Annotated in this window: 30 protein-coding genes; 8 read left to right on the top strand and 22 right to left on the bottom strand. The window is 71.7% G+C overall.

Features of this window, described 5'->3' with window-relative positions:
* Positions 1–95 precede the first annotated feature (95 nt).
* The 13 genes from mgtE to ACA089_RS06655 all read right to left on the bottom strand — a co-directional run bounded on the left by mgtE (position 96) and on the right by ACA089_RS06655 (position 11,383).
* Positions 96–1,457: a magnesium transporter gene (gene mgtE / locus ACA089_RS06715; protein ID WP_372014824.1), complete on the bottom strand. Its 1,362-nt coding sequence runs from the start codon at positions 1,455–1,457 to the stop codon at positions 96–98.
* 185 nt (positions 1,458–1,642) lie between these two features.
* Positions 1,643–3,364 carry a phosphoenolpyruvate--protein phosphotransferase gene (gene ptsP, locus ACA089_RS06710; RefSeq protein ID WP_372014822.1) on the bottom strand — a complete coding sequence of 574 codons (1,722 nt, stop codon included), beginning with the start codon at positions 3,362–3,364 and terminating at the stop codon, positions 1,643–1,645.
* Between the two features lie 73 nt (positions 3,365–3,437).
* Positions 3,438–3,707, bottom strand: coding sequence for an HPr family phosphocarrier protein (locus ACA089_RS06705; protein WP_372014820.1), 270 nt, complete (start codon positions 3,705–3,707; stop codon positions 3,438–3,440).
* Positions 3,700–4,092, bottom strand: coding sequence for a PTS sugar transporter subunit IIA (locus ACA089_RS06700; RefSeq protein WP_372014818.1), 393 nt, complete (start codon positions 4,090–4,092; stop codon positions 3,700–3,702). The genes ACA089_RS06705 and ACA089_RS06700 overlap by 8 nt, the downstream gene beginning before the upstream one ends.
* A gap of 86 nt (positions 4,093–4,178) precedes the next feature.
* Positions 4,179–5,051 (bottom strand): RNase adapter RapZ, encoded by an 873-nt coding sequence (gene rapZ, locus ACA089_RS06695; RefSeq protein ID WP_372014816.1) that lies wholly within the window; start codon positions 5,049–5,051, stop codon positions 4,179–4,181.
* Positions 5,048–6,001: an HPr(Ser) kinase/phosphatase gene (gene hprK, locus ACA089_RS06690; RefSeq protein WP_372014814.1), complete on the bottom strand. Its 954-nt coding sequence runs from the start codon at positions 5,999–6,001 to the stop codon at positions 5,048–5,050. Before hprK ends, rapZ begins: the two co-directional genes overlap by 4 nt.
* A 109-nt stretch (positions 6,002–6,110) precedes the next feature.
* Positions 6,111–6,428 (bottom strand): ribosome hibernation-promoting factor, HPF/YfiA family, encoded by a 318-nt coding sequence (hpf, locus tag ACA089_RS06685; protein WP_372014812.1) that lies wholly within the window; start codon positions 6,426–6,428, stop codon positions 6,111–6,113.
* A 69-nt stretch (positions 6,429–6,497) separates the two neighbouring features.
* Complete coding sequence (locus ACA089_RS06680; protein ID WP_372014810.1) at positions 6,498–7,937, bottom strand: RNA polymerase factor sigma-54; 1,440 nt, start codon at positions 7,935–7,937, stop codon at positions 6,498–6,500.
* Positions 7,938–7,993: 56 nt separating this feature from the next.
* Positions 7,994–8,713 (bottom strand): LPS export ABC transporter ATP-binding protein, encoded by a 720-nt coding sequence (gene lptB, locus ACA089_RS06675; protein ID WP_372014808.1) that lies wholly within the window; start codon positions 8,711–8,713, stop codon positions 7,994–7,996.
* Positions 8,713–9,228: a lipopolysaccharide transport periplasmic protein LptA gene (lptA, locus tag ACA089_RS06670; protein ID WP_372014805.1), complete on the bottom strand. Its 516-nt coding sequence runs from the start codon at positions 9,226–9,228 to the stop codon at positions 8,713–8,715. Before lptA ends, lptB begins: the two co-directional genes overlap by 1 nt.
* Positions 9,206–9,766: an LPS export ABC transporter periplasmic protein LptC gene (gene lptC / locus ACA089_RS06665; protein ID WP_372014803.1), complete on the bottom strand. Its 561-nt coding sequence runs from the start codon at positions 9,764–9,766 to the stop codon at positions 9,206–9,208. Before lptC ends, lptA begins: the two co-directional genes overlap by 23 nt.
* Positions 9,763–10,335, bottom strand: a complete 573-nt coding sequence (locus ACA089_RS06660) for a KdsC family phosphatase (RefSeq protein WP_372014800.1) — start codon at positions 10,333–10,335, stop codon at positions 9,763–9,765. Before ACA089_RS06660 ends, lptC begins: the two co-directional genes overlap by 4 nt.
* Positions 10,336–10,360: 25 nt before the next feature.
* Positions 10,361–11,383, bottom strand: a complete 1,023-nt coding sequence (locus tag ACA089_RS06655; RefSeq protein WP_372014798.1) for a KpsF/GutQ family sugar-phosphate isomerase — start codon at positions 11,381–11,383, stop codon at positions 10,361–10,363.
* A gap of 64 nt (positions 11,384–11,447) precedes the next feature.
* Between ACA089_RS06655 and ACA089_RS06650 the strand changes: the two genes are divergently transcribed.
* The 3 genes from ACA089_RS06650 to ACA089_RS06640 are packed head-to-tail and all read left to right on the top strand — an operon-like array spanning position 11,448 to position 13,286.
* On the top strand, positions 11,448–11,678 hold the full coding sequence (locus ACA089_RS06650; RefSeq protein WP_372014795.1) for a BolA family protein: 231 nt from the start codon (positions 11,448–11,450) through the stop codon (positions 11,676–11,678).
* Positions 11,679–11,709: 31 nt separating this feature from the next.
* Positions 11,710–12,984: a UDP-N-acetylglucosamine 1-carboxyvinyltransferase gene (murA, locus tag ACA089_RS06645; protein ID WP_372014792.1), complete on the top strand. Its 1,275-nt coding sequence runs from the start codon at positions 11,710–11,712 to the stop codon at positions 12,982–12,984.
* Positions 12,984–13,286, top strand: a complete 303-nt coding sequence (locus tag ACA089_RS06640; protein ID WP_372014790.1) for a hypothetical protein — start codon at positions 12,984–12,986, stop codon at positions 13,284–13,286. The genes murA and ACA089_RS06640 overlap by 1 nt, the downstream gene beginning before the upstream one ends.
* A gap of 30 nt (positions 13,287–13,316) precedes the next feature.
* Here the strand turns inward: ACA089_RS06640 and ACA089_RS06635 are convergent, their stop codons facing one another.
* Genes ACA089_RS06635 through purM form a run of 4 tightly spaced genes read right to left on the bottom strand, consistent with a single transcriptional unit; the run spans position 13,317 to position 16,720 of the window.
* Positions 13,317–14,003 carry a DUF3108 domain-containing protein gene (locus ACA089_RS06635; protein WP_372014787.1) on the bottom strand — a complete coding sequence of 229 codons (687 nt, stop codon included), beginning with the start codon at positions 14,001–14,003 and terminating at the stop codon, positions 13,317–13,319.
* Between the two features lie 4 nt (positions 14,004–14,007).
* Positions 14,008–14,793 carry a DUF3108 domain-containing protein gene (locus tag ACA089_RS06630; protein ID WP_372014785.1) on the bottom strand — a complete coding sequence of 262 codons (786 nt, stop codon included), beginning with the start codon at positions 14,791–14,793 and terminating at the stop codon, positions 14,008–14,010.
* A gap of 47 nt (positions 14,794–14,840) precedes the next feature.
* Positions 14,841–15,524 (bottom strand): phosphoribosylglycinamide formyltransferase, encoded by a 684-nt coding sequence (gene purN, locus ACA089_RS06625; protein WP_372014782.1) that lies wholly within the window; start codon positions 15,522–15,524, stop codon positions 14,841–14,843.
* 23 nt (positions 15,525–15,547) lie between these two features.
* Positions 15,548–16,720: a phosphoribosylformylglycinamidine cyclo-ligase gene (gene purM / locus ACA089_RS06620; RefSeq protein WP_372014780.1), complete on the bottom strand. Its 1,173-nt coding sequence runs from the start codon at positions 16,718–16,720 to the stop codon at positions 15,548–15,550.
* 48 nt (positions 16,721–16,768) lie between these two features.
* Here purM and ACA089_RS06615 point away from each other — a divergent pair, with 48 nt between their 5' ends.
* The 3 genes from ACA089_RS06615 to hda are packed head-to-tail and all read left to right on the top strand — an operon-like array spanning position 16,769 to position 19,745.
* Entirely contained in the window at positions 16,769–17,866 is a 1,098-nt protein-coding gene (locus ACA089_RS06615) for a DUF2066 domain-containing protein (RefSeq protein WP_372014778.1), read from the top strand.
* On the top strand, positions 17,863–19,038 hold the full coding sequence (locus tag ACA089_RS06610) for an AI-2E family transporter (RefSeq protein ID WP_372014775.1): 1,176 nt from the start codon (positions 17,863–17,865) through the stop codon (positions 19,036–19,038). The genes ACA089_RS06615 and ACA089_RS06610 overlap by 4 nt, the downstream gene beginning before the upstream one ends.
* Entirely contained in the window at positions 19,035–19,745 is a 711-nt protein-coding gene (gene hda, locus ACA089_RS06605; protein ID WP_372014773.1) for a DnaA regulatory inactivator Hda, read from the top strand. Before ACA089_RS06610 ends, hda begins: the two co-directional genes overlap by 4 nt.
* A 6-nt stretch (positions 19,746–19,751) precedes the next feature.
* On the opposite strand, the gene ACA089_RS06600 is transcribed toward hda, so the two are convergent.
* From ACA089_RS06600 to ACA089_RS06580, 5 genes are all read right to left on the bottom strand, one after another.
* Complete coding sequence (locus tag ACA089_RS06600; protein WP_372014771.1) at positions 19,752–20,258, bottom strand: hypothetical protein; 507 nt, start codon at positions 20,256–20,258, stop codon at positions 19,752–19,754.
* A gap of 86 nt (positions 20,259–20,344) precedes the next feature.
* Entirely contained in the window at positions 20,345–21,061 is a 717-nt protein-coding gene (gene murU / locus ACA089_RS06595; protein WP_372014768.1) for an N-acetylmuramate alpha-1-phosphate uridylyltransferase MurU, read from the bottom strand.
* Positions 21,062–22,066, bottom strand: coding sequence for an aminoglycoside phosphotransferase family protein (locus ACA089_RS06590; protein WP_372014765.1), 1,005 nt, complete (start codon positions 22,064–22,066; stop codon positions 21,062–21,064).
* A 150-nt stretch (positions 22,067–22,216) separates the two neighbouring features.
* Positions 22,217–22,486 (bottom strand): GlsB/YeaQ/YmgE family stress response membrane protein, encoded by a 270-nt coding sequence (locus ACA089_RS06585; RefSeq protein WP_372014763.1) that lies wholly within the window; start codon positions 22,484–22,486, stop codon positions 22,217–22,219.
* 148 nt (positions 22,487–22,634) lie between these two features.
* On the bottom strand, positions 22,635–24,140 hold the full coding sequence (locus ACA089_RS06580) for a M20 family metallopeptidase (protein WP_372014760.1): 1,506 nt from the start codon (positions 24,138–24,140) through the stop codon (positions 22,635–22,637).
* 202 nt (positions 24,141–24,342) lie between these two features.
* On the opposite strand from ACA089_RS06580, the gene ACA089_RS06575 reads away from it, so the two are divergent.
* On the top strand, positions 24,343–24,720 hold the full coding sequence (locus ACA089_RS06575) for a ComEA family DNA-binding protein (protein ID WP_372014758.1): 378 nt from the start codon (positions 24,343–24,345) through the stop codon (positions 24,718–24,720).
* A 271-nt stretch (positions 24,721–24,991) separates the two neighbouring features.
* Positions 24,992–25,597, top strand: coding sequence for a HutD/Ves family protein (locus ACA089_RS06570; protein WP_372014756.1), 606 nt, complete (start codon positions 24,992–24,994; stop codon positions 25,595–25,597).
* The last annotated feature ends 24 nt before the right edge of the window (positions 25,598–25,621 follow it).

The raw sequence follows: 25,621 nt of genomic DNA, 5'->3' as shown, positions 1-25,621 counted from the left end.
GGCGGCGTTCAGCAGGGTGTGCCCGCGCGCTTGGTGGATGCGGCGCAGCGGCCAAGGACGCGCCCGTCGCGGGCGCCGACCTCGCCGGCGACGGGTCAGTGCAGCAGGATCAGCGTGGCCAGGCCGAGGAAGCAGAAGAAGCCCATCACGTCGGTCACCGCGGTCACGACCACCGTCCCGGCCACCGCCGGGTCGATGTTCATCCGCTTGAGCATCAGCGGCAGCAGCACGCCGGCGGTGGCGGCGGCGCAGAAGTTCAGCACCAGCGCCATCGCGATCACCAGCGACAGCAGCGGGCTGCGGAACCAGACGAACGCGATCACGCCGACGATGCCGCCGATCAGCAGGCCGTTGATCAGCGCGACCCGGATCTCCTTCCACAGCAGGATCCGTGCGTTGCTGGCGCCGACCTGGCCCAGCGCCAGGCCGCGCACCATCAGCGTGAGCACCTGCACCGCCGCGTTGCCGCCGATGCCGGCGACGATCGGCATCAGCACCGCCAGCGCCACGACCTTCTGCAGCGTGACTTCGTACTGGCCGATCACGCTGGCGGCCAGGAACGCGGTGAACAGGTTGATGCCCAGCCAGACCAGGCGGCCGCGAACGGCGCGCCTGACCGGCGAGAACAGGTCCTCGTCCTCGTCCAGGCCGGCCGCGCCCAGCGCCTGGTGCTCGGCCTGCTCGCGGATGATGTCGACCACGTCGTCGATGGTGATGCGGCCGAGCAGGATGTTGTTGTCGTCCACCACCGGCGCCGATACCCAGTCGTGGTCGGAGAACTGCCGCGCCACTTCCTGCGCGCTCTCGCCGACGTCGATCGCCGGCTGCTCGTCGTCGATCAGGCGGTTGATCGGGGTGGAGTCCTCGTGCGTCACCAGCGCGGCCAGCGGCACCCGGCCCAGGTACTGGTGGCGGCGGCTGACCACGTACAGGTGGTCGGTATGGTCGGGCAGCTCGCCGCGCAGGCGCAGGTAGCGCAGCACGACATCGACGTTGACGTCGGCGCGCACGGTGACCACGTCCGGGTTCATCAGGCGGCCGGCGCTGTCCTCGGGGTAGGACAGCACCTGCTCGAGGCGCTCGCGGTTCTCGCGGTCCATCGACTTGAGGACTTCGTCGATGACCGTGTCCGGCAGGTCCTCGACCAGGTCCGCCAGGTCGTCGATGTCCAGGTCCTCGACCGCCGCGACCAGCTCGTCCGGATCCATGTCCGCGATCAGGCTCTCGCGCACCTCGTCGCCGACGTGCAGCAGCACCTCGCCGTCGTCCTCGGCGTCGACCAGGCCCCACACGACCTCGCGCTTGCCCGGCGGCAGCGACTCCAGCAGGTTGCCGATCTCGGCCGGGGCCAGGGTGTTGACCAGCCGCCGCACCGGGCCGAGCCGGCCACTGTCCAGCGCATCGGACAGCAGGCGCAGCTGGCGCGCGGTCTTGTCGTGGCGGACGGCTTCGGCCATGCGCGTCTCCGGTGGCGGGTGGGGCCGCGGCGGAGGCGCGCGGCGGGTCAGGCGTTCATGCGCGCATTATCGCCCGCGCGGCAGGCGATGGATAGACGCGGGCCCCGGGCCGCCCGCGGCATCCGTCTCCACCGCGGGAGGGCGCGTTCCGCGGCTGCAGTCGCTGCCGCACGGGCCCGGCACGCTCAGCCGTGTGCGTCGGCCTGGACGAGCCAGCGTTCGATCGCGCCGCGGTCGCGCGCCTGCAGCAGCTTCGCGGCACGCGCGCGCAGGTCCTGGTGGCGGCAGTCGCGGATCATGCGCCGCAGCTCCAGCAGGCCGGACGGATGCAGGCTGAACTCGCGCAGCCCGAGCGCCAGCAGCAGCGGCGCCAGCCGCGGGTCGTTGGCCATCTCGCCGCATACGGCCACCGGCGTTCCGGACTGCTCGCCCGCGCCGATGACGTGCGCCAGCAGGCGCAGCACGCCCGGGTGCAGCGGCGAATACAGGTCACCGAGCGCGTCGTTGTTGCGGTCGACCGCGAGCAGGTACTGGACCAGGTCGTTGGTGCCGACCGACATGAAGTCGACCGCGTCGACCAGCCCGTAGACGCCGATCGCCGCGGCGGGCACCTCGATCATCGCGCCCAGCGGGGGCATTTCGACCGCGGTCCCGCGCCGCCGCACGACCGCCACGGCGCGGCGCAGGCGCCGCCGCACCAGCAGCACCTCCTCGCGGCAGCTGACCATCGGCACCAGCACGCGCACCGGGCCGTAGGCGGCGGCGCGGACGATCGCGCGCAGCTGGGTGTCGAACACGCGGTCGTACAGCAGCGACAGGCGCACGCCGCGCACGCCCAGCGCCGGGTTGTCCTCGTTGGCCAGCGCCAGGCCGGTCCGGTCCGCCTTGTCCGCGCCGAGGTCCAGCGTGCGGAAGGTGACCGGCCGGCCGCTCATCCCGAGGACCGCGTCGCGGTAGACCTGGAACTGCTCGTCCTCGTCGGGAAGTTCGGTGCGCTGCAGGAACAGGAACTCGGTGCGGAACAGCCCCACGCCCGCCGCGCCGAGCGCGTGCGCGCGGGCCACGTCCTCGCGCGACTCGGCATTGGCGTACAGGGCGATGTCGACGCCGTCGCGGGTGCGGGTCGGCTTGCTGCGCAGGCGCTCCAGGTCGCGGCGTTCGCGCGCCTCCTGCTGTTCGCGCTGGTGGTAGCGGCGCAGGTCCGAGGCGTCCGGGTCGACGACGACCTCGCCGGTCTCGCCATCCACCATCACCACGTCGCCGTCGTTGGTCCGCGCCAGCGCGTCGGCCGCGCCGACCACCAGCGGCAGGTGCAGGCTGCGGGCCAGGATGGCGCTGTGGGAAAGCGGGCTGCCCGCGGCCGACACCACCGCGACCACGCCCTGGGCCTGCAGCTGGGCCAACTCGGACGGGGCGACGTTGTCGCAGACCAGCACCTCGCCGGCGGTGCCCCGCGGCAGCGGGTCGCGGCGGTGCAGATGGGCGTGGATGCGCCCGATGATGTGGTCGAGGTCGTCCAGGCGGCTCTTGAGGTACGGATCGTCCATCCGCTCGAACACCGCCGCCAGGCGGTCGCGCTGCACGCGCAGGGCGTAGCCGGCGGAGTACCGCTCCTGCCGGATCAGCGTGTCCAGGGCGTGGACCAGCTCGGGGTCGTCGAGCAGGAGGGCATGCAGGTCGATGAATTCGATCGCTTCCCGGGACAGGGCGCCCTGCAGCTTCTCGCGCAGCGACCGCATCTCGGCCCGCGCGGCCTCCAGCGCGGCCTGCAGGCGCGCCGCCTCGGCCTCGACGGCGGCGGCCGGAACGTGCTGCTCGCCGACCTCCAGGGCATGCGGCAGGCGCACCCGCGCCCGGCCGAGCGCCAGGCCGCGCGAGGCGCCATGGCCGACGAAGGCGTGCTTCACCGGCGGAACTCCGTGCGCGGTGCCGGGACGGACGGGCGTGGCCGAACGTGGCGACGGCCCGGCGCGCCCGTGGTCATGCGTCCTCGTCGAACCGTCGTTCGAACAGGGAGGCGATCGCGTCCATGGCCGCGGCCTCGTCCTCGCCGTCGGTGCGCACGGTCACGGGCGTCCCCTGGCCGGCGGCCAGCAGCATCACGCCCATGATGCTCTTGGCGTTGACCTCGCGCCCCTTCGCCTGCAGCGTCACCGAGCAGCGGAACGGCGCCAGCTCCTGCACCAGCTTGGCGGTGGCCCGGGCGTGCAGGCCCAGCCGGTTGGAGATGGTGAGTTCACGTTCAAGCATCGTCGATGATCGCTCCATTGCGCGTGCCTGCCGCCGCCGTGGCGGGCAGGTGGTCCAGTCCCTGTTCCGGGTAGTTCATGACCCGCAGCAGCATCGGCAGGCTCAGCGCCGCCACCCGCCGCACCGGCGTGCCCAGCCTGGCCACCTTCGCGGCCAGGTTGCTGGGGCTGGCGCCGTACAGGTCGGTCAGCACCAGCACGCCGTCCCCTCCATCGACCCGGCGCATCGCCGCGGACGCGGCCGGAAGCAACTGGTCCAGGTCCGAATCGAACGGGACTTCGAAGGCTTCCGCCCGCAGCGGCAGCGAGCGCAACAGGGTGGTCGCGACCGCCAGCAGCGCGCTGCCGACGCCGGGGTGGGTGATCAGGAGAATGCCACAGGCCATGCCGGAAAGTTAACAGAGCGCTATGACCGGCGTCAGCCAGGTAGCTGGGCGGGGCCGGGCCGGCCTAACCGCCGCCGACGGAGGGGTCAGTCCTGTTCCCGGTGGTAGGTGGCGACCTGGTCCCATCCCTGGAGCCGGAAGTGGGCGGCCAGCCGTTCGGCCAGGTACACCGAGCGGTGCTTGCCGCCGGTGCAGCCGAAGGCCACGGTCACGTAGGCCCGGGTCTCGTTGCGCAGCCGCGGCAGCCAGGTGTCGAGGAAGCCGCCGACCTGGGCGACGAAGGTTTCCACCTCCGGCTGGGCGTCGAGGTAGTCCCGGACCCGGGGGTCGCGGCCGGTCAGCGGCCGCAGCTCGGGATCCCAGTGCGGGTTGGGCAGGACCCGGGCGTCGAACACGAAATCCGCGTCCGCCGGCACGCCGCGGCGGTAGGCGAAGGATTCGAACAGCAGCGACAGGCCCGGGGCGTGGGCGAGCGCGAATTCGGTGATGACCAGGCGCCGCAGCTGGTGGACGTTGAGGGCGCTGGTGTCGACCACCGCGTCCGCCTCCTCGCGCAGCGGGCGGGTCAGCTCGCGTTCGCGAAGCAGCGCCTCGGGCAGCGACAGGCCCAGGCGCGTCAGCGGATGGCGCCGCCGCGTGTCGGCGAAGCGCCGCAGCAGCACCTCGTCGTTCGCGTCGAAGTACAGCAGGCGCGCATCCACTCCCAGCGACACGGCCATCGCCCGCCATTCGGCGAGCCGGCTCAGGTCGCTGTGCCGGCTGCGCACGTCGATGCCCACGGCCATGCGTTCGGGCAGTCCGTCCTCGCGGACCAGGCTGCGGACGAACGACGGCAGCAGCTCCACCGGGAGGTTGTCGACGCAGTAGTAGTCCAGGTCCTCGAAGGTCTTCAGCGCGACCGACTTGCCCGACCCGGACAGGCCGCTGACGATCACCAGGGTGGGCTGGGTCGCGCTCATGCGCCGCGCCGCTCCAGCAGGTTGCTGTGGCGGGCGATGAACATCGCCGCGGGGTCGATGCCCTTGGTGCGCAGGATGTGCAGGCGCGTGGCCGCCTCGGTGAGCACCGCCAGGTTGCGGCCGGGCATCACCGGCAGGGTGATCAGGGGCACGTCCAGGTCGAGCACGTGGCGGGTCCCGGAGTCGCCGGTCAGGCGCTCGTAACCGTGCGGGTTGGGCTCGGTCATCGGCCGGGTCAGGTGCACGATCAGGCGCAGGTACTTGTTCTTCTTCACCGCGGTGTCGCCGAACATCTCGCGGACGTTGAGCACGCCCAGGCCGCGCACCTCGAGCAGGTCCTGCAGCAGTTCCGGGCAGGTGCCGTCGAGCACGTCGGGCGCGATCTGGGTGAACTCCGGCGCGTCGTCGGCGACCAGGCGGTGGCCGCGGCTGAGCAGTTCCAGCGCCAGCTCGCTCTTGCCCGAGCCTGCCTCGCCGGTGATCAGCACGCCGATCGAGTAGATCTCCATGAACACCCCGTGCAGGGTCACGCGCGGGGCGAGGGTGCGGGCGAGGTGGTAGGAGAGGTGGTTGAGGAGCTCGTGGCCGCGCTTGGGCGAGACCCACAGGGGGGTGTCGGTCTCCTCGGCGGCGGTGCGCAGGTCCTCCGGGCAGGACTGGTTCTTGCTGATCACCAGCGCCAGCGGGCGGAACTGGATGATCTTCTCGATCGTTTCCCAGCGCAGGCGGGCGTCGAGCGAGTCCAGCCAGGCCAGCTCCTCGCTGCCGAGGATCTGCACCTTGTTGGGATAGACGGCATTGAGGTAGCCGGCCAGCGACGGGCGCCGCGCGTTGGTGTCGCCCGATTCGATCCCGCGGTTCTCCCCCTTCTGCCCGGCCAGCCAGCGCAGGCCGAGCTTCTCCTGCTGCTGGTCGAACAGTTCGCGCGCGGTGATGCTGGCGTTCCTCATGCAACCCGGCCTCGTCGATGGGGGTGCGTGATTGTCGCCCAGATTCCGTCCGGGGAGGGAGGCGGCGTGCCGGCGGCGGGTCGCCGCCGGCACGGGTGCGAAGGCCCGGTCAGGCCGTGCCGCTGGCCACGCGCGGCGCGTGGTGGTCGTGCTGCTTTTCCTTGTGCTTGAGGACCAGGCGGTCCAGCTTGTCGGCCAGCAGGTCGATCGCCGCGTACATGTTCTCGCCGTCGGCGTCCGCGTGCAGGGTTCGCCCCGGCACGGTGATGGTCGCTTCGGCGTGGTGCGCGGGCTTGCGCAGCCCCAGCTGGACACGGACCTCGATGGGCTGGTCGAAATGGCGGTCGAGGCGTTGCAGCTTGCTCTCGACATACTCGCGCAGGGCCGGGGTGACGTCGAGCTGCTGGCCGTACGTTTCGATGCGCATCATGTACCTCCTTGGTCGTTGCCGCGTTGGCGGCTCCGCCCCGGGCGGTGTTCCGTCGGTGTTGCTGTATCAGCCGATCCGGACCCGCTCATGCGAAGCCGAAATGTTCATGGCCTCACGATACTTCGCCACGGTCCGCCGCGCCACCGGGATGCCCGATTGTTTGAGCAGGTCGGCCAGCTTGGCGTCAGACAGCGGCTTGCGCGGGTTCTCGTCGTCGATGAGACGGCGGATCATGGCCTGGATCGCGGTGCTGGAGGCCTCGCCGCCGCCATCGGTGTCGATGCCCGACGCGAAGAACGACCGCAGCGGAAGGGTGCCGCGCGGGGTGCGCACGTACTTGCGCGCGATCGCCCGGGATACGGTGGATTCGTGCAGGCCGATCTCGCCGGCGATCTCGCGCAGGGTGAGGGGGCGCAGCGCCTGCTCCCCGAACTCGAGGAACCCGGACTGCATCCGCAGCAGGCAGCGCATCACCTTGAGCAGGGTCTCGCCGCGCGCCTCCAGGCTCTTGAGCAGCCAGCGCGCTTCCTGCAGCTGGGTGCGCAGGTAGCCGGCGTCGCTCTCGCCGCAGCGGCGGATCATCTGTTCGTAACCGCGGTGGATCGACACGCGCGGCATCGCCTGCTGCGACAGCGCCACCTTCCACACGCCGCGCTGGCGCCAGACCACGCAGTCCGGCACCACGTAGCTGTCGGGGTCGACTTCGCCGATCTGCTTGCCGGGCCGCGGGTCCAGCGAACGCACCAGTTGCACCGCCTGTTCCACCTCGTCCACCGGGCTGCGCAGCTCCTGCGCGATGCCGGCGATGCCGCTGCGCGGCAGCCGCTCGAGCGGGCCGTCGACGATGCGCAGCGCCAGGGCCCGGCCCGGCGTGCATTCGGGCAACACCTCGAGCTGCAGGCGCAGGCACTCGCCGAGGTTGCGCGCGCCGATGCCGGCGGGGTCGAACCGCTGCAACTGGTGCAGCACCGTCAGGATCTCCTCCTCGGCGGCGTGCACTTCCGGCAGCAGCGTCTCGGCGATGGCCGACAGCGGCTCGCGCAGGTAGCCGTCCTCGTCCAGCGCGTCGATGAGCGCGGCGCCGATGCGGCGGTCGCGTTCGGAAAGGGGCGACAGGTGCAGCTGCCAGAGAAGGTGGTCGGCGAGGTTTTCCGGTTCCGCCATGCGCTCGGCGGCATCCTCGCGGTCCTCGTCGGAGCCGCCGCCACCGCCGCCACCCACGCTTTCCCAGCCCCCCTCGTCGGGGGTCCAGTCGCCGTCGTCGCGGCTGCGCTCGGCGCCATCGTCCGCGCCGTTGCCTTCGTCGGCCGACGCCTTGCCGTCGGCCGGGGCCGGCGCGTCGTAGGGCGCGTCCTCGGTCCACTCGAGCAGCGGGTTGGATTCGATCGCCTCGGCGACCTCGGCCTGCAGCTCCAGCGTAGACATCTGCAGCAGGCGGATGGCCTGACGCAGCTGCGGCGTCATGACCAGGTGCTGTCCGAGCGATGTCTGCAGCCGTGCCTTCATGTCCCTGCCAGGTTTGGAACGACGGGACTGCCGGCGGGGGATGATCCCGGGGGAACCTACAGGCGGAACTGGTCCCCGAGGTAGACCCGGCGCACGTCCGGATCGGCCAGCAGCGCGTCCGGCGCCCCCTGCGCCAGTACGCTTCCTTCGGCGAGGATATACGCCCTGTCGCAGATTCCCAAGGTCTCGCGCACGTTGTGGTCGGTGATGAGCACGCCGATGCCGCGGTTCTTGAGGTGGGTCACGATGCGCTGGATCTCCCCGACCGAGATCGGGTCGACGCCCGCGAAGGGCTCGTCCAGCAGCATCAGCCGTGGCCGGGCGGCCAGCGCGCGCGCGATCTCGCAGCGCCGCCGCTCGCCGCCGGACAGGCTGGCGCCGAGCTGGTCGGCGACGTGGCCGATCTGCAGCTCGTCCAGCAGCGAGGACAGCTCGCGCTCGACCCCGTCGGCGTCCAGGTCCTCGCGCAGCTCCAGCACCAGGCGCAGGTTGTCCGCCACGCTCAGCTTCCGGAACACCGAGGCTTCCTGCGGCAGGTAGCCCACGCCGAGCCGGGCGCGGGTGTACATCGGCTCGGAGGTGATGTCGCGGCCATCGAGCAGGATGCGCCCCGCGTCGGCGGCGACCAGGCCGACGATCATGTAGAAGCAGGTGGTCTTGCCCGCGCCGTTGGGGCCGAGCAGCCCGACGACCTCGCCGGCATCCAGGCTGAGCCCGAACTCGCGCACCACCTCGCGCTGCTTGTACCGCTTGCGCAGGCCCTCGGCGACGAGCATCAGTTGCGGCTCCCGGCCTGTGCCTTGGGCTGGATCACGGTGCGCACGCGGGTGCCGTCGCCGCCGCTCTGCATCTGCCCGGTGCCCATGTTGTAGACCATCTTCTGGCCGCTGTTGCTGCCGCGCGGTGATTCGACCTTGAAGTTGCCGGTCAGGGTCAGGATCTGCCGGTTCGGCTCGTAGACGATGCGGTCGGCGCTGGCATTCATCATCGTGCCGTCGTCCATCTGCTGCTTCATCGTCGCCTGCTTGCCGGTGAGGATGACCTGCTCGATGTCGCCGTTGCGGCGGACGACTTCGGCGCGGCTCGCGCGTACGTCGAGCGTGCCCTGGCGGATGACGACGTTGCCGGAGAACACGCAGGTGCTGTTCACGTCGGCGACGTTGCAGTCCTGGCTGTCGGCATCCAGCTCCATCGGCTGGTCCCGGTCGGTGGACCTGGCGGCGGCCGGGCCTGCGGCGAGCAGGCACGCCAGGGCCAGGGCCAGTCCGCTAGCGGCGCGTCGGGGGGTCATATCGGACTTTCACCTTGGAGAGGAGCTTGTACTGGCGGGTCTGCAGGTTGGCCTGGAAACCGACGCCGGTCTGCATGATACCCGGCTGGGTCATGGTGACCGCGGCGGCGGTGCGGGCCAGGTCCTGCTCGGGAAGCAGTTCCAGCGTCGAGGTCCGGAACGAGGTCGGCACCGGGTGGCCTTCGGCGCTGTCGCCGGCCACGTTGCCCTCGAGCCTGATCAGGTTGCCGTCGGCGGCGACCCAGCCGGTGTCCGCGCTCATGCGCCAGCCGCCGTCCTCGCCGGGCAGCAGGAACAACGGGCGCACGATCGACAGGCTTTCGTCCTGGCGGCTGCGCTGCAGCTCCGGCGCCTTCAGGCGCGCGGATTCGACCCCGGCCTTGTCCAGGGTAACCAGCTCGAAATCGCGCAGCACGTAGTCGGAACGCTGGCCGGCGCCGGCCGCCGGCGCCGCGCGTTCGCGCATGTTCCAGGCCGACCAGCCGGTGACGATGGCCGCGACCAGCAGGGCCAGGCCGAGCAGGGTGCGGCGGCTCATGCCTGGCGTCCGTCACGGGCGCCGTGCGCGGCACCGGCCAGGATCGCCGGCACGTGGCCCTGCGCGGCCAGCAGCACGTCGCAGACCTCGCGCACCGCCCCTTCGCCGGCGCGCGCACGGGTGCGCCAGTGCACGAGCTCGGCGATCCACGGGTGCGCGTTGGCGGGGGCGACCGACAGCCCCGCCACCCGCAGGCAGTCGAGGTCGGGCAGGTCGTCGCCGACGAACGCCGTGCGCTCGCGGTCGAGCCCGTGCCGCGCGGCCAGTTCGTCCATGCAGGAAAGCTTGTCCTTGACCCCGATGTGGGTCTCCAGTCCCAGGTCGGCGCCGCGCTTCTGCGCCACCAGGCTGTGCCGCGCGGTGATCAGCGCGACCTGGAAGCCGAAGCGGCGCAACAGCGTCAGCCCCTGGCCGTCCAGCACGCTGAAGGATTTCAGCTCGCGGCCATCGCTGTCGAAGTACAGGCGGCCGTCGGTCAGCGTGCCGTCCACGTCCAGGCAGAGCAGGCCGATGCGGGTCGCGCGTTCGCGAATGCCGGCGTCGACGTGGGCGAGGGGATCGTAGGGCACGTAGGAACCTGTCAGGGAGGGGCCGTTAAACCACGCGCGCGCGCAACAGGTCGTGAATGTTGAGCGCGCCGACCGCGCGGCCGCCGTCGTCGACCACGATCAGGCCGTTGATCCGGTGCTGCTCCATCAGGTGCGCCGCCTCGCTGGCCATGCGGCCGGCGCGGACGGTGCGCGGGTTGCGCGTCATCACGCTGGCGATCGGGGTCTGGCGCACGTCCACCCCCTGGTCCAGGGCGCGGCGCAGGTCGCCGTCGGTGAAGATGCCCGCCAGCAGGCCGCCGTCGTCGACCACCGCGGTCATGCCCAGCCGCTTGCGGCTCATCTCGACCAGGGCTTCGGCGACGCTGGCGGCCAGTCCGACGCTGGGAAGCGCCTCGCCGGCGTGCATGACGTCGTCGATGTGCAGCAGCAGGCGCCGGCCGAGGCTGCCGGCCGGATGCGAGCGGGCGAAATCGTCCGCGGTGAAGCCGCGGGCTTCCAGCAGCGCCACCGCCAGGGCATCGCCCATCGCCAGGGTGGCGGTGGTGCTGGAGGTCGGGGCCAGGTGCAGGGGACAGGCTTCGGCCGGCACCGACACGTCCAGGTGCACGTCGGCCTCGCGGGCCAGGCTGGACTGGGGACGGCCGGTCAGCGCGACGACCCGGTTGCCCTGGCGCCGCAGCGCCGGCAGCAGCATCAGGATCTCGTCCGATTCGCCGGAATAGGAAATCGCCAGCACCACGTCGGCATCCGTGATCATGCCCAGATCGCCGTGCCCCGCCTCGCCCGGGTGGACGAAGAACGCCGGCGTGCCGGTGGAGGCCAGGGTGGCGGCGATCTTGCGGGCGATGTGCCCGGACTTGCCCATGCCGGTGGCCACGACGCGCCCGCGGCCGGCCATCACCAGCGCGCAGGCGCGGGCGAACCCGTCGCCCAGCCTGGCGCCGACCGCGGCCAGGGCCTGGCCCTCGATGTCGAACACGCGGCGCGCGCTCGCGACCAGGCCCGCGGGCGACGACGCGTCGCCGGGGGGCAGGGGGTGGGTGGCCGGCAGGGGGGACTGGCTCATGCGGCTCGGTCCGGGGCGTCCGGATTCGCTAGAATGCGGGGCTTCATTCTAGGCCAAGCGATCCATGGACGCCGACACCATCCGCCGCATGATCGAGGACGGCCTGCCGGGCGCCCGCGCGCAGGTCCAGGGCGACGACGGCGTGCACTTCGAGGCGCTGGTCGTGGCCGAGGCCTTCCGCGGCAAGCTGCCGCTGGCCCGCCACCGCCTGGTCTACGCCACCCTCGGCGACCTGATGGGCGGCGCGATCCATGCCCTGGCCCTGAAGACCGTCACTCCCGACGAGGCGGCCTGAGGCCGCCCGCCGCCACCCTTTCCGGATTGCCATGCAGAAGATCGTAGTCACCGGCGGCGCGCCGCTCCGCGGCGAAGTCGCCATTTCCGGCGCCAAGAACGCCGTCCTGCCCATCCTGTGCGCGACCCTGCTGGCCGATGCGCCGGTGGAGATCCTCAACGTTCCCCACCTGCACGACGTGGTCACCACGATCAAGCTGCTGGGCGAACTGGGCGCCGGCGTGGAGTTCGACCAGGGCACGCTGTCGCGTGGCAGCAGCCTGGTGGTCGATCCGCGCAGCGTGAACCAGCACGTGGCGCCCTACGAGCTGGTCAAGACCATGCGCGCCTCGATCCTCGTGCTCGGCCCGCTGCTGGCGCGCCACGGCGCGGCGGAGGTCTCCCTGCCCGGCGGCTGCGCGATCGGCTCGCGTCCGGTCGACCAGCACATCAAGGGCCTGCAGGCGCTGGGTGCGGAGATCACGGTCGAGAACGGTTTCATCAAGGCCCGCGCGCAGCGGCTGAAGGGCGCGCGCTTCGTGTTCGACATGGTCACCGTGACCGGCACCGAGAACGTCATGGCCGCCGCGACCCTGGCCGACGGCACCACGGTGCTCGAGAACGCGGCGATGGAGCCGGAGGTCGTCGACCTGGCCGAGTGCCTGAACGCGCTGGGTGCGCGGATCGAGGGCGCGGGCACGTCGCGGATCACCATCCACGGCGTCGAACGCCTGTCCGGCGGCCGCCACACGGTGCTGCCGGACCGCATCGAGACCGGGACCTTCCTGGTCGCCGCGGCGATGACCGGTGGCCGCATCACCGCGCGCAAGGCACGCCCGGACACGCTCGACGCGGTGCTGCTCAAGCTGGCCGAAGCCGGCGCCGAGGTCACCACGACCGAGGACAGCATCACCCTGGACATGCACGGCAGGCGGCCGCAGGCGGTGAGCCTGACCACCGCGCCGTATCCGGCGTTCCCGACCGACATGCAGGCGCAGTTCATGGCGCTCAACTGCGTGGCCGAGGGCGTGGGCGTGATCAGCGAGACGATCTTCGAGAACCGCTTCATGCACGTCAACGAACTGCTGCGGCTTGGCGCGGACATCCAGATCGATGGCCATACCGCGATCGTGCGCGGCGCCGAGCGGCTCAGCGGCGCGCCGGTGATGGCGACCGACCTGCGCGCATCGGCGTCGCTGATCCTGGCCGGCCTGGTCGCCGACGGCGAGACCACGATCGACCGCATCTACCACCTGGACCGCGGCTACGAGAACATCGAGGAGAAGCTCGGTGCGCTCGGCGCGAAGATCCGCAGGATCTCGGGCTGATGCTGCTCAGGGGCAAGCTGACGCCGCGCCGCAAGCTGCTGCTGGTGATCCTGGCGGTGCTGCTGCTGGCGGTCGGCTGGGCCGGGTGGGCCGGCATGGCGGTGACGCGCGGCATCGAGACCCGCGACATGGACTGGAACGAGGACGGGACGGTCACCCGCACGGAGATCGCCCAGGCGTTCTACGCGGTCACCGCCACCCGCGAGCGGGAGGGCCAGCGCGAGTGCACCACCTTCCGCTGGTACCGCAGCGGCGAGGCGATCCGGGTCGACTGCAGCACCGTGTTCGAGCCGGCCCCGTAAGGGCCCGTCCGCCGCGGGCGGCGCGCGTCGTCAGCGCACCGCGCGCACCGTCAGGTCCACGGTGTCGATGCCGTTCTCGCGCTGCAGGACGCGCGCCGGCACCGGCATCCCCGGCACCAGCCACACGTACATCTCGCGCTTGTCCGTGCGGCGCACCACCTTGGTGGCCTCCTTGCTGGTACCGCCGATGGTGACCGGTTCCTTGCCCACGACTTCCCACTGCATCTGGCGCACGCGGCCTTCGTCGACCATCCGGTAGTTCAGCGGCTTGCCGGCGGCCAGGTCGCGGGCGACGGCCAGGTTGATCAGCAGCGCGTCCATGTCGCCGGGCTGCAGCTTCACCGGGCCGCGGCGCTCGGGCTTGACGTCGCCGGTCCACGTGGCCTGGCCGGTCTTCCAGTCGTAGGTGGCGTCGACGTTCTTCTTCTTCATCAGCGCCATGGCGCGGTCGCTGCTGCTCAGCGGGCGCAGGCGGCCCTGGTGCTCCTCGAACACCGTGCTCTGGCTCAGGCTGCCCAGCTGGTTGCTGATATCGAGGCTGTACTTCCAGCGGTTGTCGGCCTGGGCGGCGAGGGTCATGCTGCCGGTGGCCTGCATGCCGAGGTAGCGCGCCTGGTACTCCGCGGTGAACGGTTCCAGCGCGGCGGCATGCGCGCTCGTGCCGGCAAGCGCCAGCAGCAGGGCCAGGGCCGGGGCGAATCGGATACGTCCACTCATCGTTCTAGACTCCTCGGTATTCGACCAGTCGCAGGTCGATTTCGTCTTCGCCGTCCTTGCGTTGCAGGATGCGGATCGGGGTAGGTACGCCGGTGGCGACCCACAGCACGGTCTGGTCGCCGTCGCTGGAAGTGCGGGCCACGCGCAGGGCGTCGTAGCTCATGTCGCCGACGGCCATGATCTCAGGTTCGTCCGCCGCCTGGTAAACGTAGTCGCGGGCGCGCCCGAGGTCGACCATGCGGTACTGCAGCGTCGCGCCCGGGACGGCATCGCGCATGATCGCCAGGTTGATCAGCAGCGCGCTCATGTCGCCGGCCTGCAGCGGCAGCGGGCGGCGGCGTTCCTTCTTCAGGTCACCCGCCCAGCGCGCTTCCATGGACGTCCAGTCGTAGCTCCCGGTGACTTCCTTGCCGAACAGCATCGCCTTGCGGGCGGTGGCCTGGGAGAGCGGCCGGAACCAGCCCGCCCCGGTGTCGAACACGGTGCTCTGCTGCAGGTTCAGCCGCGCAAGGCCGGCGATGCCGCGCTCGCCATGGATGGTGAGGTCGATCCGCCAGCGGCTGTCCCCGTCCCGCACGAGCTGCATGGTCGCGCTGCCGGCGGGCTTGCCCTGGTAGTGGGCCTCGTACGTCGCGACGAAAGGCTCGAGCACCGGCATGGGCTGCGACGGCGCCTGTTCGCCTGGCGCCCCGGGCAGGGGCGCGCCTGCGGCCGGCGATTGCGCGCACAGCGGGGCGCAGAGGCCGAGGAGGGCGGGAAGCAGCAGGAGGCGCAGGGCGTACGAGGGCATGTAGGGGCGGATGGCCGAGGCGGGACCAGCATGCCCGGAATGCGGTCTCAGCAGCGTGATCCCGGGCGCAGGATGCCGCTGGAATCTAGTTCCAGGGGACTAAACAGGGTCTGACCGTCCAGCCGGACCTGACCGTCGCGTTCATCGAGGCGGCCCGCGGTGGCCAGCGCCAAGGTCGCGACCACGAGCCGGTGTTCGTGCGGCAGCAGGCGGCCGGCAAGCCGGTCGGCCGTGTCGCCGGCCAGCACGGGGATGCGGACCTGCGCCACCACCGCTCCAGCATCCAGCTCCGGAACGACGAAATGGACGCTGGCGCCGTGTTCGGCATCGCCGGCTTCAAGCGCGCGGGCGTGGGTATGCAGCCCCTTGTGGCGCGGCAGCAGCGACGGGTGCACGTTGAGCAGGCGGCCGTCGAACCGTCGCACGAACGCCTCCCCGAGGATGCGCATGTATCCGCCGCAGAAGACCCAGTCGGGCCGGACGGAGTCGACCGCAGCGGCGAGCGCCGCGTCGAAGGCGTCGCGGCCGGGGAAGCGGCGGGCTTCGGCGCTCCAGCGCAGGCCGGGAGCCACGCGGTCCAGCGCGGCGGCGCCCGGCCGGTCGGAGAACACCCCCGCGATTTCCGCGTCGAGCTCGCCGCGGTCGATGGCGTCGATCACGGCCTGCAGGTTGCTGCCGCGACCGGACACGAGCACCGCCAGGCGCGGCCTGCGTCCGGTCGAAGGGCTCATCGGGAAGTGCCGTCGGGTCGGGGTCAGCCGATGCGGACGCGCCCGCCGTCGCCGGCGGCGTCGCCCGGCAGGCGCGTCACCTGGCCGATCGCGCGATGCGCCAGGCCCTGCGCGTCGAGGCTCGCCGACACGGCCGCGACCGACGCCTGCGGCACCACCAGCACGAAGCCGACGCCGCAGTTGAACGTGCGCCACATCTCCGCGTCGGCCACCGCGCCCTCGCGCTGCAGCCAGTCGAACACCGGCGGCAGGACGATGGCGGACGCTTCGATCTGCAGGCCCAGGCCGTCGGGGATCACCCGGATGATGTTCTCGGTCAGGCCGCCGCCGGTGATGTGGGCCATCGCGTGGATCGCCTCGCCGTGTTCGCGCAGCAGCGCCAGCACCGGCTTCACGTACAGCCGGGTCGGCGCCATCAGCGCGTCGGCCAGGGCGACGCCGCCGACCTGCAGGTCGGCCGGGCGGCCGGCGCGGTCGTAGATCCGGCGGATCAGCGAATAGCCGTTGGAATGCGGTCCGGAGGACGCGATGCCCAGCAGCACGTCGCCCTCGCGAACCTTCGCGCCGTCCAGCAGCTGCGACTTCTCCACCGCGCCGACCGCGAACCCGGCCAGGTCGTACTCGCCCGGCGGGTACATGTCGGGCATCTCGGCGGTCTCGCCGCCGATCAGCGCGCAGCCGGACTCGGTGCAGCCCGCTGCGATACCGCCGACCACCGCCACCGTGGTCTCCACGTCCAGCTTGCCGGTGGCGAAGTAGTCGAGGAAGAACAGCGGCTCGGCGCCCTGGACCAGGATGTCGTTGACGCACATGCCGACCAGGTCGATGCCGATGGTGTCGTGCCGCCCCAGCTGCTGGGCCAGCTTCAGCTTGGTGCCGACGCCGTCGGTGCCGGAGACCAGGACCGGTTCGCGGTACTTGTTCGACAGGTCGAATAGCGCGCCGAAACCGCCGAGGCCGCCCATCACCTCCGGGCGGAAGCTGCGCTTGACCAGCGGCTTGATCCGCTCGACGACCTCGTTGCCGGCGTCGATGTCCACGCCCGCGTCGCGGTAGGTCAGGGGGGCGGGCGTCGGGGTCTGGCTCACGTGCGGGGCCTGCGGGTGGGAATCGGGGGCCCGGATTCTACCAGCCGTGCCGACCCGCGACCGGCCGGCGGGCGGCTGCCGGGCGCGTGATTGGCGCGCTGACGGCATTCGGGCAACAATTCCGCTGTATCCACCCCCGCTCCCCGAGGATCACGCATGCGCGCAGGCCGTGCCCCGAGCCACCGGTTCCCGTCGATCGCCGCGTCCATGCTGTGCCTGCTGCTGGCCCTCGCGGCGCCCGCCTGGTCGCAGGAAGGGCTGCGCACCGAGGGCGACGTAGCGACCGCCCAGGGCCTGTACGCGGCCGAGGTGCCGGTGAACAGCCAGACCGAGCAGGCGCGGGAAGCCGGCTACGCGCGGGGCCTGGCCCAGGTGCTGGAGCGCCTGTCCGGCGATGCCGGCGTGGTCAACCGTCCCGGCGTGGCCCAGGAGCTGCGCAATGCGCGCGCCTACGTGGACAGCTACGACTTCCGCCAGGACCAGGGCGTCTCGCCGGCCGGTGCGCCGACCTTCCGGACCATGCTCGTCGTGCGCTTCGTGCCCGAGGCGGTGGATTCGATGGTCGCCGCGCTCGGCCTGCCGGTCTGGGCGCAGCCTCGGCCCAAGCCGGTGCTGTGGCTGGCGATCGACGATGGCAGCGGGCCGCGGTTGCTGAGCACCGGCCAGGTCAATGCCGCGCGCAGCGTCCTGGACCGTGCGCAGGCCCGCGGCTACCGCCTCGGCCTGCCGGCGGGTGGGGCGGCCGAACAGGCCGCGGTCGGCGCGATCTGGCGCAACGATCCGGCCGCGGTCGCCCGTGCGTCGGCCCGCTACAGCCCGCCGATGCAGCTGATCGGCAAGCTCTACCGCAGCGGCGGCGGCTGGACGGCCGACTGGACCTTCGTGGACTCCGGGCGGGTGCTGGCCACCCGGTCGGTCAGCGACAGCGATGCGCGCCGGGCGATGGCCAGCGGCGCGGACGTGGCCGCCGACGCCCTGGTCCAGCGCTACGCCAAGGTGCCGCCCTCGGAGCCGGCCGGCACCTACCGGGTCGCGTTCACCGGCCTGCGCAGCGCCGAGGATTACCTGCGGATCTCGGCGATGCTGCAGAAGATGCCGGTGGTGCGCCGGATCGCCCCCGCCCGTGCCGACGGGGAGCGGGTGGAGTTCGACCTGGACCTGCTCACCGGCATGTCCGGCTTCCAGCGGATGCTGGGTGCCGATTCGCCGGTGGTCGCGGTGGAGGGAACGCCCGCGGAGTACCGCATCCGATGAGCGAGACGACGCCCGAACACGAGATCGCCCGCTTCCTGCGCCAGCTCAAGTGGCTGGCCGTGGTGTCGGCGGCGCTCTGGCTGGTGTGGCTGCTCGGCCCCATCCTGACCCCGTTCGTCCTCGGTGCGCTGCTGGGCTGGCTCGGCGACCCGCTCGTGGACCGGCTGGAGCGGCGGGGCTTCTCCCGCAACCTGGCCGTCGCCGTGGTCTTCGGCGCGATGACCCTGGTCCTGGTCCTGGCGCTGCTGATCCTGGTGCCGCTGCTGGAACGCCAGGTGGTCACGCTGATCGAGTCGGCGCCGACGTACCGCGACTGGATCCTGCAGACCGCGCTGCCCTGGCTGGAGCAGAAGACCGGCATGGACCTGGTCGGCTGGCTCGACGCCGGCCGGGTGAGCGAATGGGTCAGGACCCACTGGGAGCAGGCCGGCGGCGTCGCCGCGGCGGTGTTCGGCTACGTGTCCCGCTCGGGCGTGGCGATGCTGGCATGGGTCGCGAACGTGGTGCTGCTGCCGATCCTGACGTTCTACTTCCTGCGCGACTGGGACATGCTGGTCGACCGGGTCGCCTCGCTGGTGCCGCGCGACCACATCGCCACGGTCACCCGCCTGGCGCGGGAGTCCAACGACGTGCTGGGGGCGTTCCTGCGCGGGCAGTTCGTGGTGATGATCGCGCTGGGGCTGATCTACGCGGTGGGGCTGTCGCTGGTCGGGCTCAAGCTGGGCCTGCTGATCGGGGTGATCGCGGGGCTGATCAGCTTCATTCCCTACCTGGGCGCGACCACCGGCGTGGTCCTCGCGGTGGTCGCGGCGCTGGTCCAGTCCCAGGGGTTCGACGTCCAGCTGCTGGTGCTGGTCGGCGTGGTCTTCACCGTCGGCCAGATGCTGGAAAGCTACGTGCTGACCCCGCGCATCGTCGGCGACAAGATCGGCCTGCATCCGATGGCGGTGATCTTCGCGATCATGGCCGGCGGCCAGCTGTTCGGCTTCGTCGGCATGCTGCTGGCGCTGCCGGTGGCCGCGGTGGCCAACGTGCTGCTGCGCTTCGCCAAGGAACGCTATCGCGAGAGCGACCTGTACACCGGCGAGCACGCCGTGATCGTGCTCGATTCCTACGTCGATCCCAGCAGCGTCGAGCAGGCGGCGGTCCGGGAGCCGGGCGCGGCGCCGTGAGCGGCATCCCGGCTGCCACGCCCCAGCTGCCGCTGTCGCTGCGCTACCCGCCGGACCAGCGCCTGGACAGCTTCGTCGGCGCACCCGAAGGTGCGCTGGCCCAGCTGCGCGCGCTGGCGACCGCCCCGGGGGCCGACTGGCTCTACGTCGAAGGCGGCCCGGGCACGGGCAAGACCCACCTCGGCCTGGCGGTATGCGCGGAGGCCGAGCAGGCAGGCCGTCGCGCCGCCTACCTGCCGCTGCGCGCCGCGGCAGGGCGCCTGGCCGAGGCACTGGACGCGCTCGAGTCCGCCGACCTGGTCGCGCTCGACGGACTCGATGCCATCGCCGGTGGACGCGGCGACGAGGTGGCCCTGTTCGACTTCCACAACCGGGCCCGCGCCGCCGGACGCGGGGTGCTGTACCTGGCCCCCGCCGGACCCGCTGCGCTGCCGCTGGTGCTGCCCGACCTGCGCTCGCGCCTGGGCCAGTGCACGCGCGTGGTGCTGCGGGCACTGGACGACGAGGGCCGCCGCGACGTGCTGCGCGACCGCGCGCGGCGTCGCGGCCTGGTGCTGGAGGAGGCGGCGATCGACTGGCTGCTGACCCGCACCGGCCGCGACATCGCGCAGCTGGCGGTGCTGCTGGAACGGATCGATCGCGAATCGCTCGCCGCCCAACGCCGGGTTACCGCGCCGTTCCTGCGCAGGATCCTCGGCGGCGAATGACCGGCCTCAGGGACAGCGCTCGGCGCGCTGGTCCCAGACCACCGGCTCCCAGTACTGGTTGTCGCGGATGCTGTCGGCATCGAGCCGGTCCCTCAGCAGCCGCGCGCCGACCAGGTAGGTCACCCCGGGCTGGGCATCGATGGTGAGCTTCTTGTAGGCGCGCGCCTGCTCATGGCGCTTCATCTTCGCGATCTGGGCGATGGCCGCGCCGGGCAGGTGGCGGACGTCGATCATCTCGGCCACCGTGAGCACGCGCTCGCCGGTCTCGAGCCGGTAGCGGTTCTCCGTGGCGAGCGGCGTGCTCTTGCCGTCGATCTTGGTGATTTCCGCCATGAACACGTCCTGCGTCACCGGCACCGCGCCTTGCGTGGTGCTGACGTGCGCGCAGGAACCGGACGGCGCCCCGGCCACCGGCGCGGCTGGCGCCGCCGGCGGCGAGGCCGGGGCGGCGGACTGCGCATGGGCCTGGGACAGCGAAAGGACGAGCAAGAACGGAATGCAGGCGCGCTTCATGTTCCAACTCCTGTCGGGGTGTGATGCGGAGTCTGCCAGCATCCCGGCGGCCGGGTGGGGCCGGCTGGACGGGGTTGAAGCGCAGTTCATCCCGGCGGCTGAACGGGCGCCGCGCCGAGCTGCCGGTCCAGGGTGGCCAGCCGCTCCGGGGTCCCAACGTCGGTCCAGCGGCCCGGATGCCGCTCGCCGCTCACCGCACCCCGCGCCATCGCCGCGCGCAGCAAGGGCGCCAGCTTGAACCGCGGCGGGGGGGCAGCGTCCACGGTGACGATGTCGCGCCAGCCTGCGATCACGGCCGGGCGGTAGACGCCGATGCCGGCGAAGGTGAGCCTGGGCGTTCCGATCGCGTCATCGACCGCGCCGTCCGCCGCCAGGACGAAGTCGCCGGCCGGATGGTGGACGGGATTGTCGACCAGGACCAGGTGCGCGTCGCCGCGCGGTTCGCGCGGCAACCGCGCGAAGTCGTAGTCGGTCCAGATGTCGCCGTTGACCGCGACGAACGGGGCGTCGCCCAGCAGCGGCAGCGCATGCAGCATGCCGCCGCCGGTTTCCAGCGGCCTCGGCCCCTCGTAGCTGTAGTGCAGGCGCAGCCCCCAGCGCGAGCCGTCGCCCAGCACCTCGGGAAACCGCGGCGCCAGCCACGAGGTGTTGACCACCACGTCGGTGATGCCGAGCGCGGCGAGCTTCTCCAGGTGCCAGGCGACCAGCGGCTTGCCGCCCGCTTCCAGCAGCGGCTTGGGCGTGTGGTCGGTGAGCGGGCGCATGCGCTCGCCCAGTCCGGCGGCGAAGACCAGGGCGCGCACTCAGGCGTTCCGCGGCAGGGTGATGTCGCGGCCGCCGATCGCGCGCTCGAGCAGCGCCACCATCGGGCGGACCTGCGCGTGGCGGTTGCCGACCTCGCGCACGTACGTCCATACCAGCGGCAGGTCGGCCAGGTAACCCGGCTTGCCGTCGCGGTAGGCCAGGCGGCAGAAGATGCCCAGGACCTTGATGTGCCGCTGCAGCCCGACCAGGTCGAACCAGCGCGCGAACTCGGCCTCGCCGGCATCGGTCAGGCCCAGGGCCACGGCGCGCCGGCGGTAGCCCTCCCGCCACGCGGAGACGCGTTCCTCGGGCCAGGCGATGTAGCAGTCGCGCAGCAGCGAGGCCAGGTCGTAGGCCAGCGGTCCGCGCATCGCGCCCTGGAAGTCGATCACCCCGGGCATGTTGTCGGGCACCACCAGCAGGTTGCGCGAATGGAAATCGCGGTGCATGAAGCGCTGCGGCTGGGCGTGGGCGGCGTCGAGGATCGCGCGGAAGCCCGATTCGATCGGATCCCAGTCCTCGCATTCCGGTTCGACGCCGAGGTGCCGGCGCAGGAACCACTCCGGCATCAGTTCCAGCTCCATCACCATCCACGGCTCGTCGAACGCCGGCAGCCCGTCGGTGGAGACGGCCGACTGCATGGCCAGGATGGCGTCGATCGCCGGCGCGTACAGCGCGTCGGCGCTGCTGGCGTCCAGCTCGGGCAGGTACAGGCGGTCCCCCAGGTCTTCCATCAGGACGAAGCCGTGTGCGGCATCGCTGGCGCGCACCGCCGGGGTGTGCAGGCCGGCCCGCGCCAGGCGCGCGCCGATATCCAGCCACGGTCCGATGTCCTCGCGCCCCGGCGGGGCATCCATCACGATCCAGCTGGATCCGCCGCTGTCCGTGCGCCAGTAGCTGCGGAAGCTGGCATCGGCCGAGGCCACTTCCATCTGCAGCGCGGGATCGGACAGCGCCTGGCGGGTCCAGGCCAGGCGCTGGTCGGCACGGTCGGTGGCGGGCATGGGTGCATCGGTCGGGGACAGGAGCACAGGGTAAACGCGGCACATGGCGGCAGGCGAGCCCGGCGCGGACCGCGGCCTGGACTGCGCGGGCCGGACACGAAGAGACCCCGCGATGCGGGGTCTCCTTGGGCTGGGCCGGTGCGGCCCGGGTCAGGCCTTCTTCTTGCGCAGCGCGCCGTACAGGAACAGCAACACGATCGCGCCGACCACCGAGGCGATGAAACCGGCAGGTTCGCCCGGCCCGTACCACCCCAGGGCGCCGCCGACGTACCGGGCCAGCACGGCGCCGGCGATGCCCAGCACGATGGTCCACAGCAGGCCCAGCTTGTCGTTGCCCGGCTTGAGCGCGCGCGCCAGCAGGCCGGCGACCAGGCCGATGAAGATCGTCCAGACGATGCCACCACCAAAGATCTGTTCCATTCGGGATGCTCCGGTTGGAGATGCGCGGGGGCCTGTCCAGCTTATCCCGGGCGAGGCAAGGCGGGGCGCGGCCGCGGTCCGGCCTGCCAGCAGAAGAAAGGCGCCGGGTTTCCCCGGCGCCTCCCTGATCCTCGCCTGGCGCAGCCGCTCAGCAGCAGCCGTGGTCGCCGTGCGCCTGGCCGCCGGCCACCGCGCCCACGCCGGTGGTCTCACCGCGCGCGCTGGCCAGGTAATGCTCGGCGATCACGTGGGAGACGCACTGGGTCACGCGCTTGCCCATCGGGATGTGCAGGAACTCGTTCGGGCCGTGGGCGTTGGAGTGCGGGCCGAGCACACCGGTGATCATGAACTGCGCGCCGGGGAATTTCTCGCCGAGCATGCCCATGAACGGGATCGTGCCGCCTTCGCCCATGTACATCGCCGGCTTGCCGAACGCCGCCTGCGAGGCGGCCTCGATCGCGGCGGTCAGCCAGGGCGACTGCGCCGGCGCGTTCCAGCCGGTCGAGGCCTTCTCCAGCTCCAGCTCGACCCTGGCACCGTTCGGCGGATCGGCGAGCAGGACCTCCTTGAGCAGTTCGCCGGCGCGGCGGCCGTCCAGGGTCGGCGGCAGGCGCAGCGAGAGCTTCACCGAGGTATGCGGCCGCAGCACGTTGCCGGCCGACGACAGCGGCGGCATGCCGTCCACGCCGGTCACCGACAGCGCGGGACGCCAGGTGCGGTTGAGCACCAGCTCGGTGCGGTCACCGTCCATCGGCGCCATGCCGTCGAGGAACGGGAACTTGCTGAACACCTCGTCGCCCAGCACGCCGGCGACCTTGCCGGCCTGCTCGAGCCGCTCGGCGGGTACCTCGACGAACAGGCCCTCGACCTTGATCCGGCCGGTGTTCTCGTCCTCCAGCCGCGACAGCAGCTGGCGCAGCAACCGGAAACTGGAAGGCACGATGCCGGACGCATCGCCCGAATGCACGCCTTCGCTGAGTACCTTGACCGTCAGGTTGCCACCGGCCAGACCGCGCAGGGAAGTGGTGCACCACAGCTGGTCGTAGTTGCCGCAGCCCGAATCCAGGCACACGACCAGCGAAGGCTTGCCGATGCGCGGGGCCAGGTGGTCGACGTAGGCGGGCAGGTCGTAGCTGCCCGATTCCTCGCAGCCCTCGATCAGCAGCACGCAGCGGGCATGCGGCACGCCCTGTTCCTGCAGCGCCTGGATCGCGGCGAGCGATCCGAAGATCGCGTAACCGTCGTCCGCGCCGCCACGGCCGTAGAGCTTGTCGCCCTTCAGCACCGGCAGCCACGGCCCGAGGTCGGCGTCCCAGCCGGTCATTTCCGGCTGCTTGTCGAGGTGGCCGTAGAGCAGCACCGTGTCCTCGCCCGCATCCGGCCCGCTGGCGGGAACCTCGGCGTAGATCAGCGGCGTACGCCCCTCCAGGCGGACCACCTCGACCTGCAGGCCGGGAATGGCCTGCGCGCGCGCCCAGGACTCCATCAGCCGGACCGCGGCGTCCATGTGCCCGTTGGCCTGCCAGTCCTTGTCGAACATCGGCGACTTGTTGGGGATGCGGATGTACTCGACCAGCTGCGGGACGATGTCGCCGTCCCATTTATGGTCGATGAATTTCTCGGCGGCGCGCGGATCGAGCCGGTTGGCGTCCATGTGTGGTCCAGGTGCGAAGCGGAAAGCCGACATTCTACGCCCCGGTTCCCGCCCGGAAATTTCCTACGCGTGAACGGCTGGCTGCCGCGTCCGCGGCGGGCGCCACGGCGATAGGCCTGCCCGCGGCGGCGGATGAGACTGCCCATGCCGATGGACGGGCAGGAGACCCGCCCGGCGAACCCCATCAACAAGGAGCGTTGCCATGAAGTCGTTCACCGTCGTGTTCCGCATGCTTGTGCTGTCGATGCTGCTGCTGGCCGGAACCGCGTTCGCCGCCGACAAGGTGGATATCAACACCGCCGACGCGGCCCGGCTGGAGCAGTCGCTGGTGGGCATCGGCCCGTCGAAGGCCGAGGCCATTGTCGAGTACCGCAAGGCCAACGGGCCGTTCAAGAGCGCCGACGAACTCGCCCTGGTCAAGGGCATCGGCCTGAAGACGGTCGAGCGCAACCGCGACCTGATCGCCATCGGCGCGCCGGCGGCGGGCGCCAAGCCGGCTCCGGCCAAGCCTGCGGGTGCCAAGCCCTCCGGCGGCAAGCCGGTGGTCGCGGCCCCGGCCAAGCCCGTGGCCCGGCGCTGAGCATGGCCGCTTCCGGCCGTGCACCGCGTAACCATCACTGGTCCATCCCGGCATGGAAGCCATGGGGGGATCCGCACCGCGGTGCGACGGCAGGAAGCAGTGGAGTGGCACCGGCTCGCGCAGGAGGCACGGCCGGTGCCCGCCGGCAGGGACGCGGGAACCAGGCAGGATGCCGACAGGGAAGTGACGCATCGCCCGGCTTCGCACAGGACGTGCGGCCGGGCGGTGTCCTGCGCGGGGCGGCCGCCGCCACCTGCGGCAGAATGCACGCATGGACACCGACGGCATACTCGCGATTCCCGCCATCGAATACCGGCGCATCCGCTGGCGCAACGGCCGCGGCTGGACGCGCGAGATCCTGGCCACGCCCGATCCCGAACACTGGCAGGTGCGCCTGTCCATTGCCGAAGTCGACGCGGCGGCGGATTTTTCACCATTCCCCGGGGTGGAGCGCGAGCAGGTCCTGCTCCACGGCAATGGCCTGCATCTGCGCTTCGATGACGGCGCCACGGTCGACCTGTTGCCGCCGCACCAGCGCGCGCGCTTCCATGGCGAACGGGCGGTGACCGGCGTTCCCGTGGACGGGCCGGTCCAGGTGTTCAACCTGATGTGGCGGCCTGACATGGTGGCCGCGTCGTTGCTGCATCGTCCGCTGGTTGGGGGAATGTGGTGCTTCGGCGACGAGCGCACGGCATGGGCCGTCCACGTGATCGCGGGCGCCGCGCGCCTCGGTGCGGACGGCCGCGAGCGCGCCGCGCTTGCGCAGGGCGACAGCGCCTGGCTGCCAGCCTCGCCCGGCCGGAGGCGCTACTCGATCGACGGGGCGGGCGAACTGCTGCTGGTCCGGGTGCTGCGGGGGGCTGCGGAGCACGACTGAGCGCCGGGAGGCCTGGGCGGGCGG

Source organism: Pseudoxanthomonas fibrivorans, assembly GCF_041464125.1.
In the GTDB taxonomy this organism is placed as follows: Bacteria; Pseudomonadota; Gammaproteobacteria; order Xanthomonadales; family Xanthomonadaceae; genus Pseudoxanthomonas.
The sequence above is the reverse complement of the archived record's forward strand: the minus strand, read 5'-3'. Positions and strand labels throughout refer to the sequence as shown.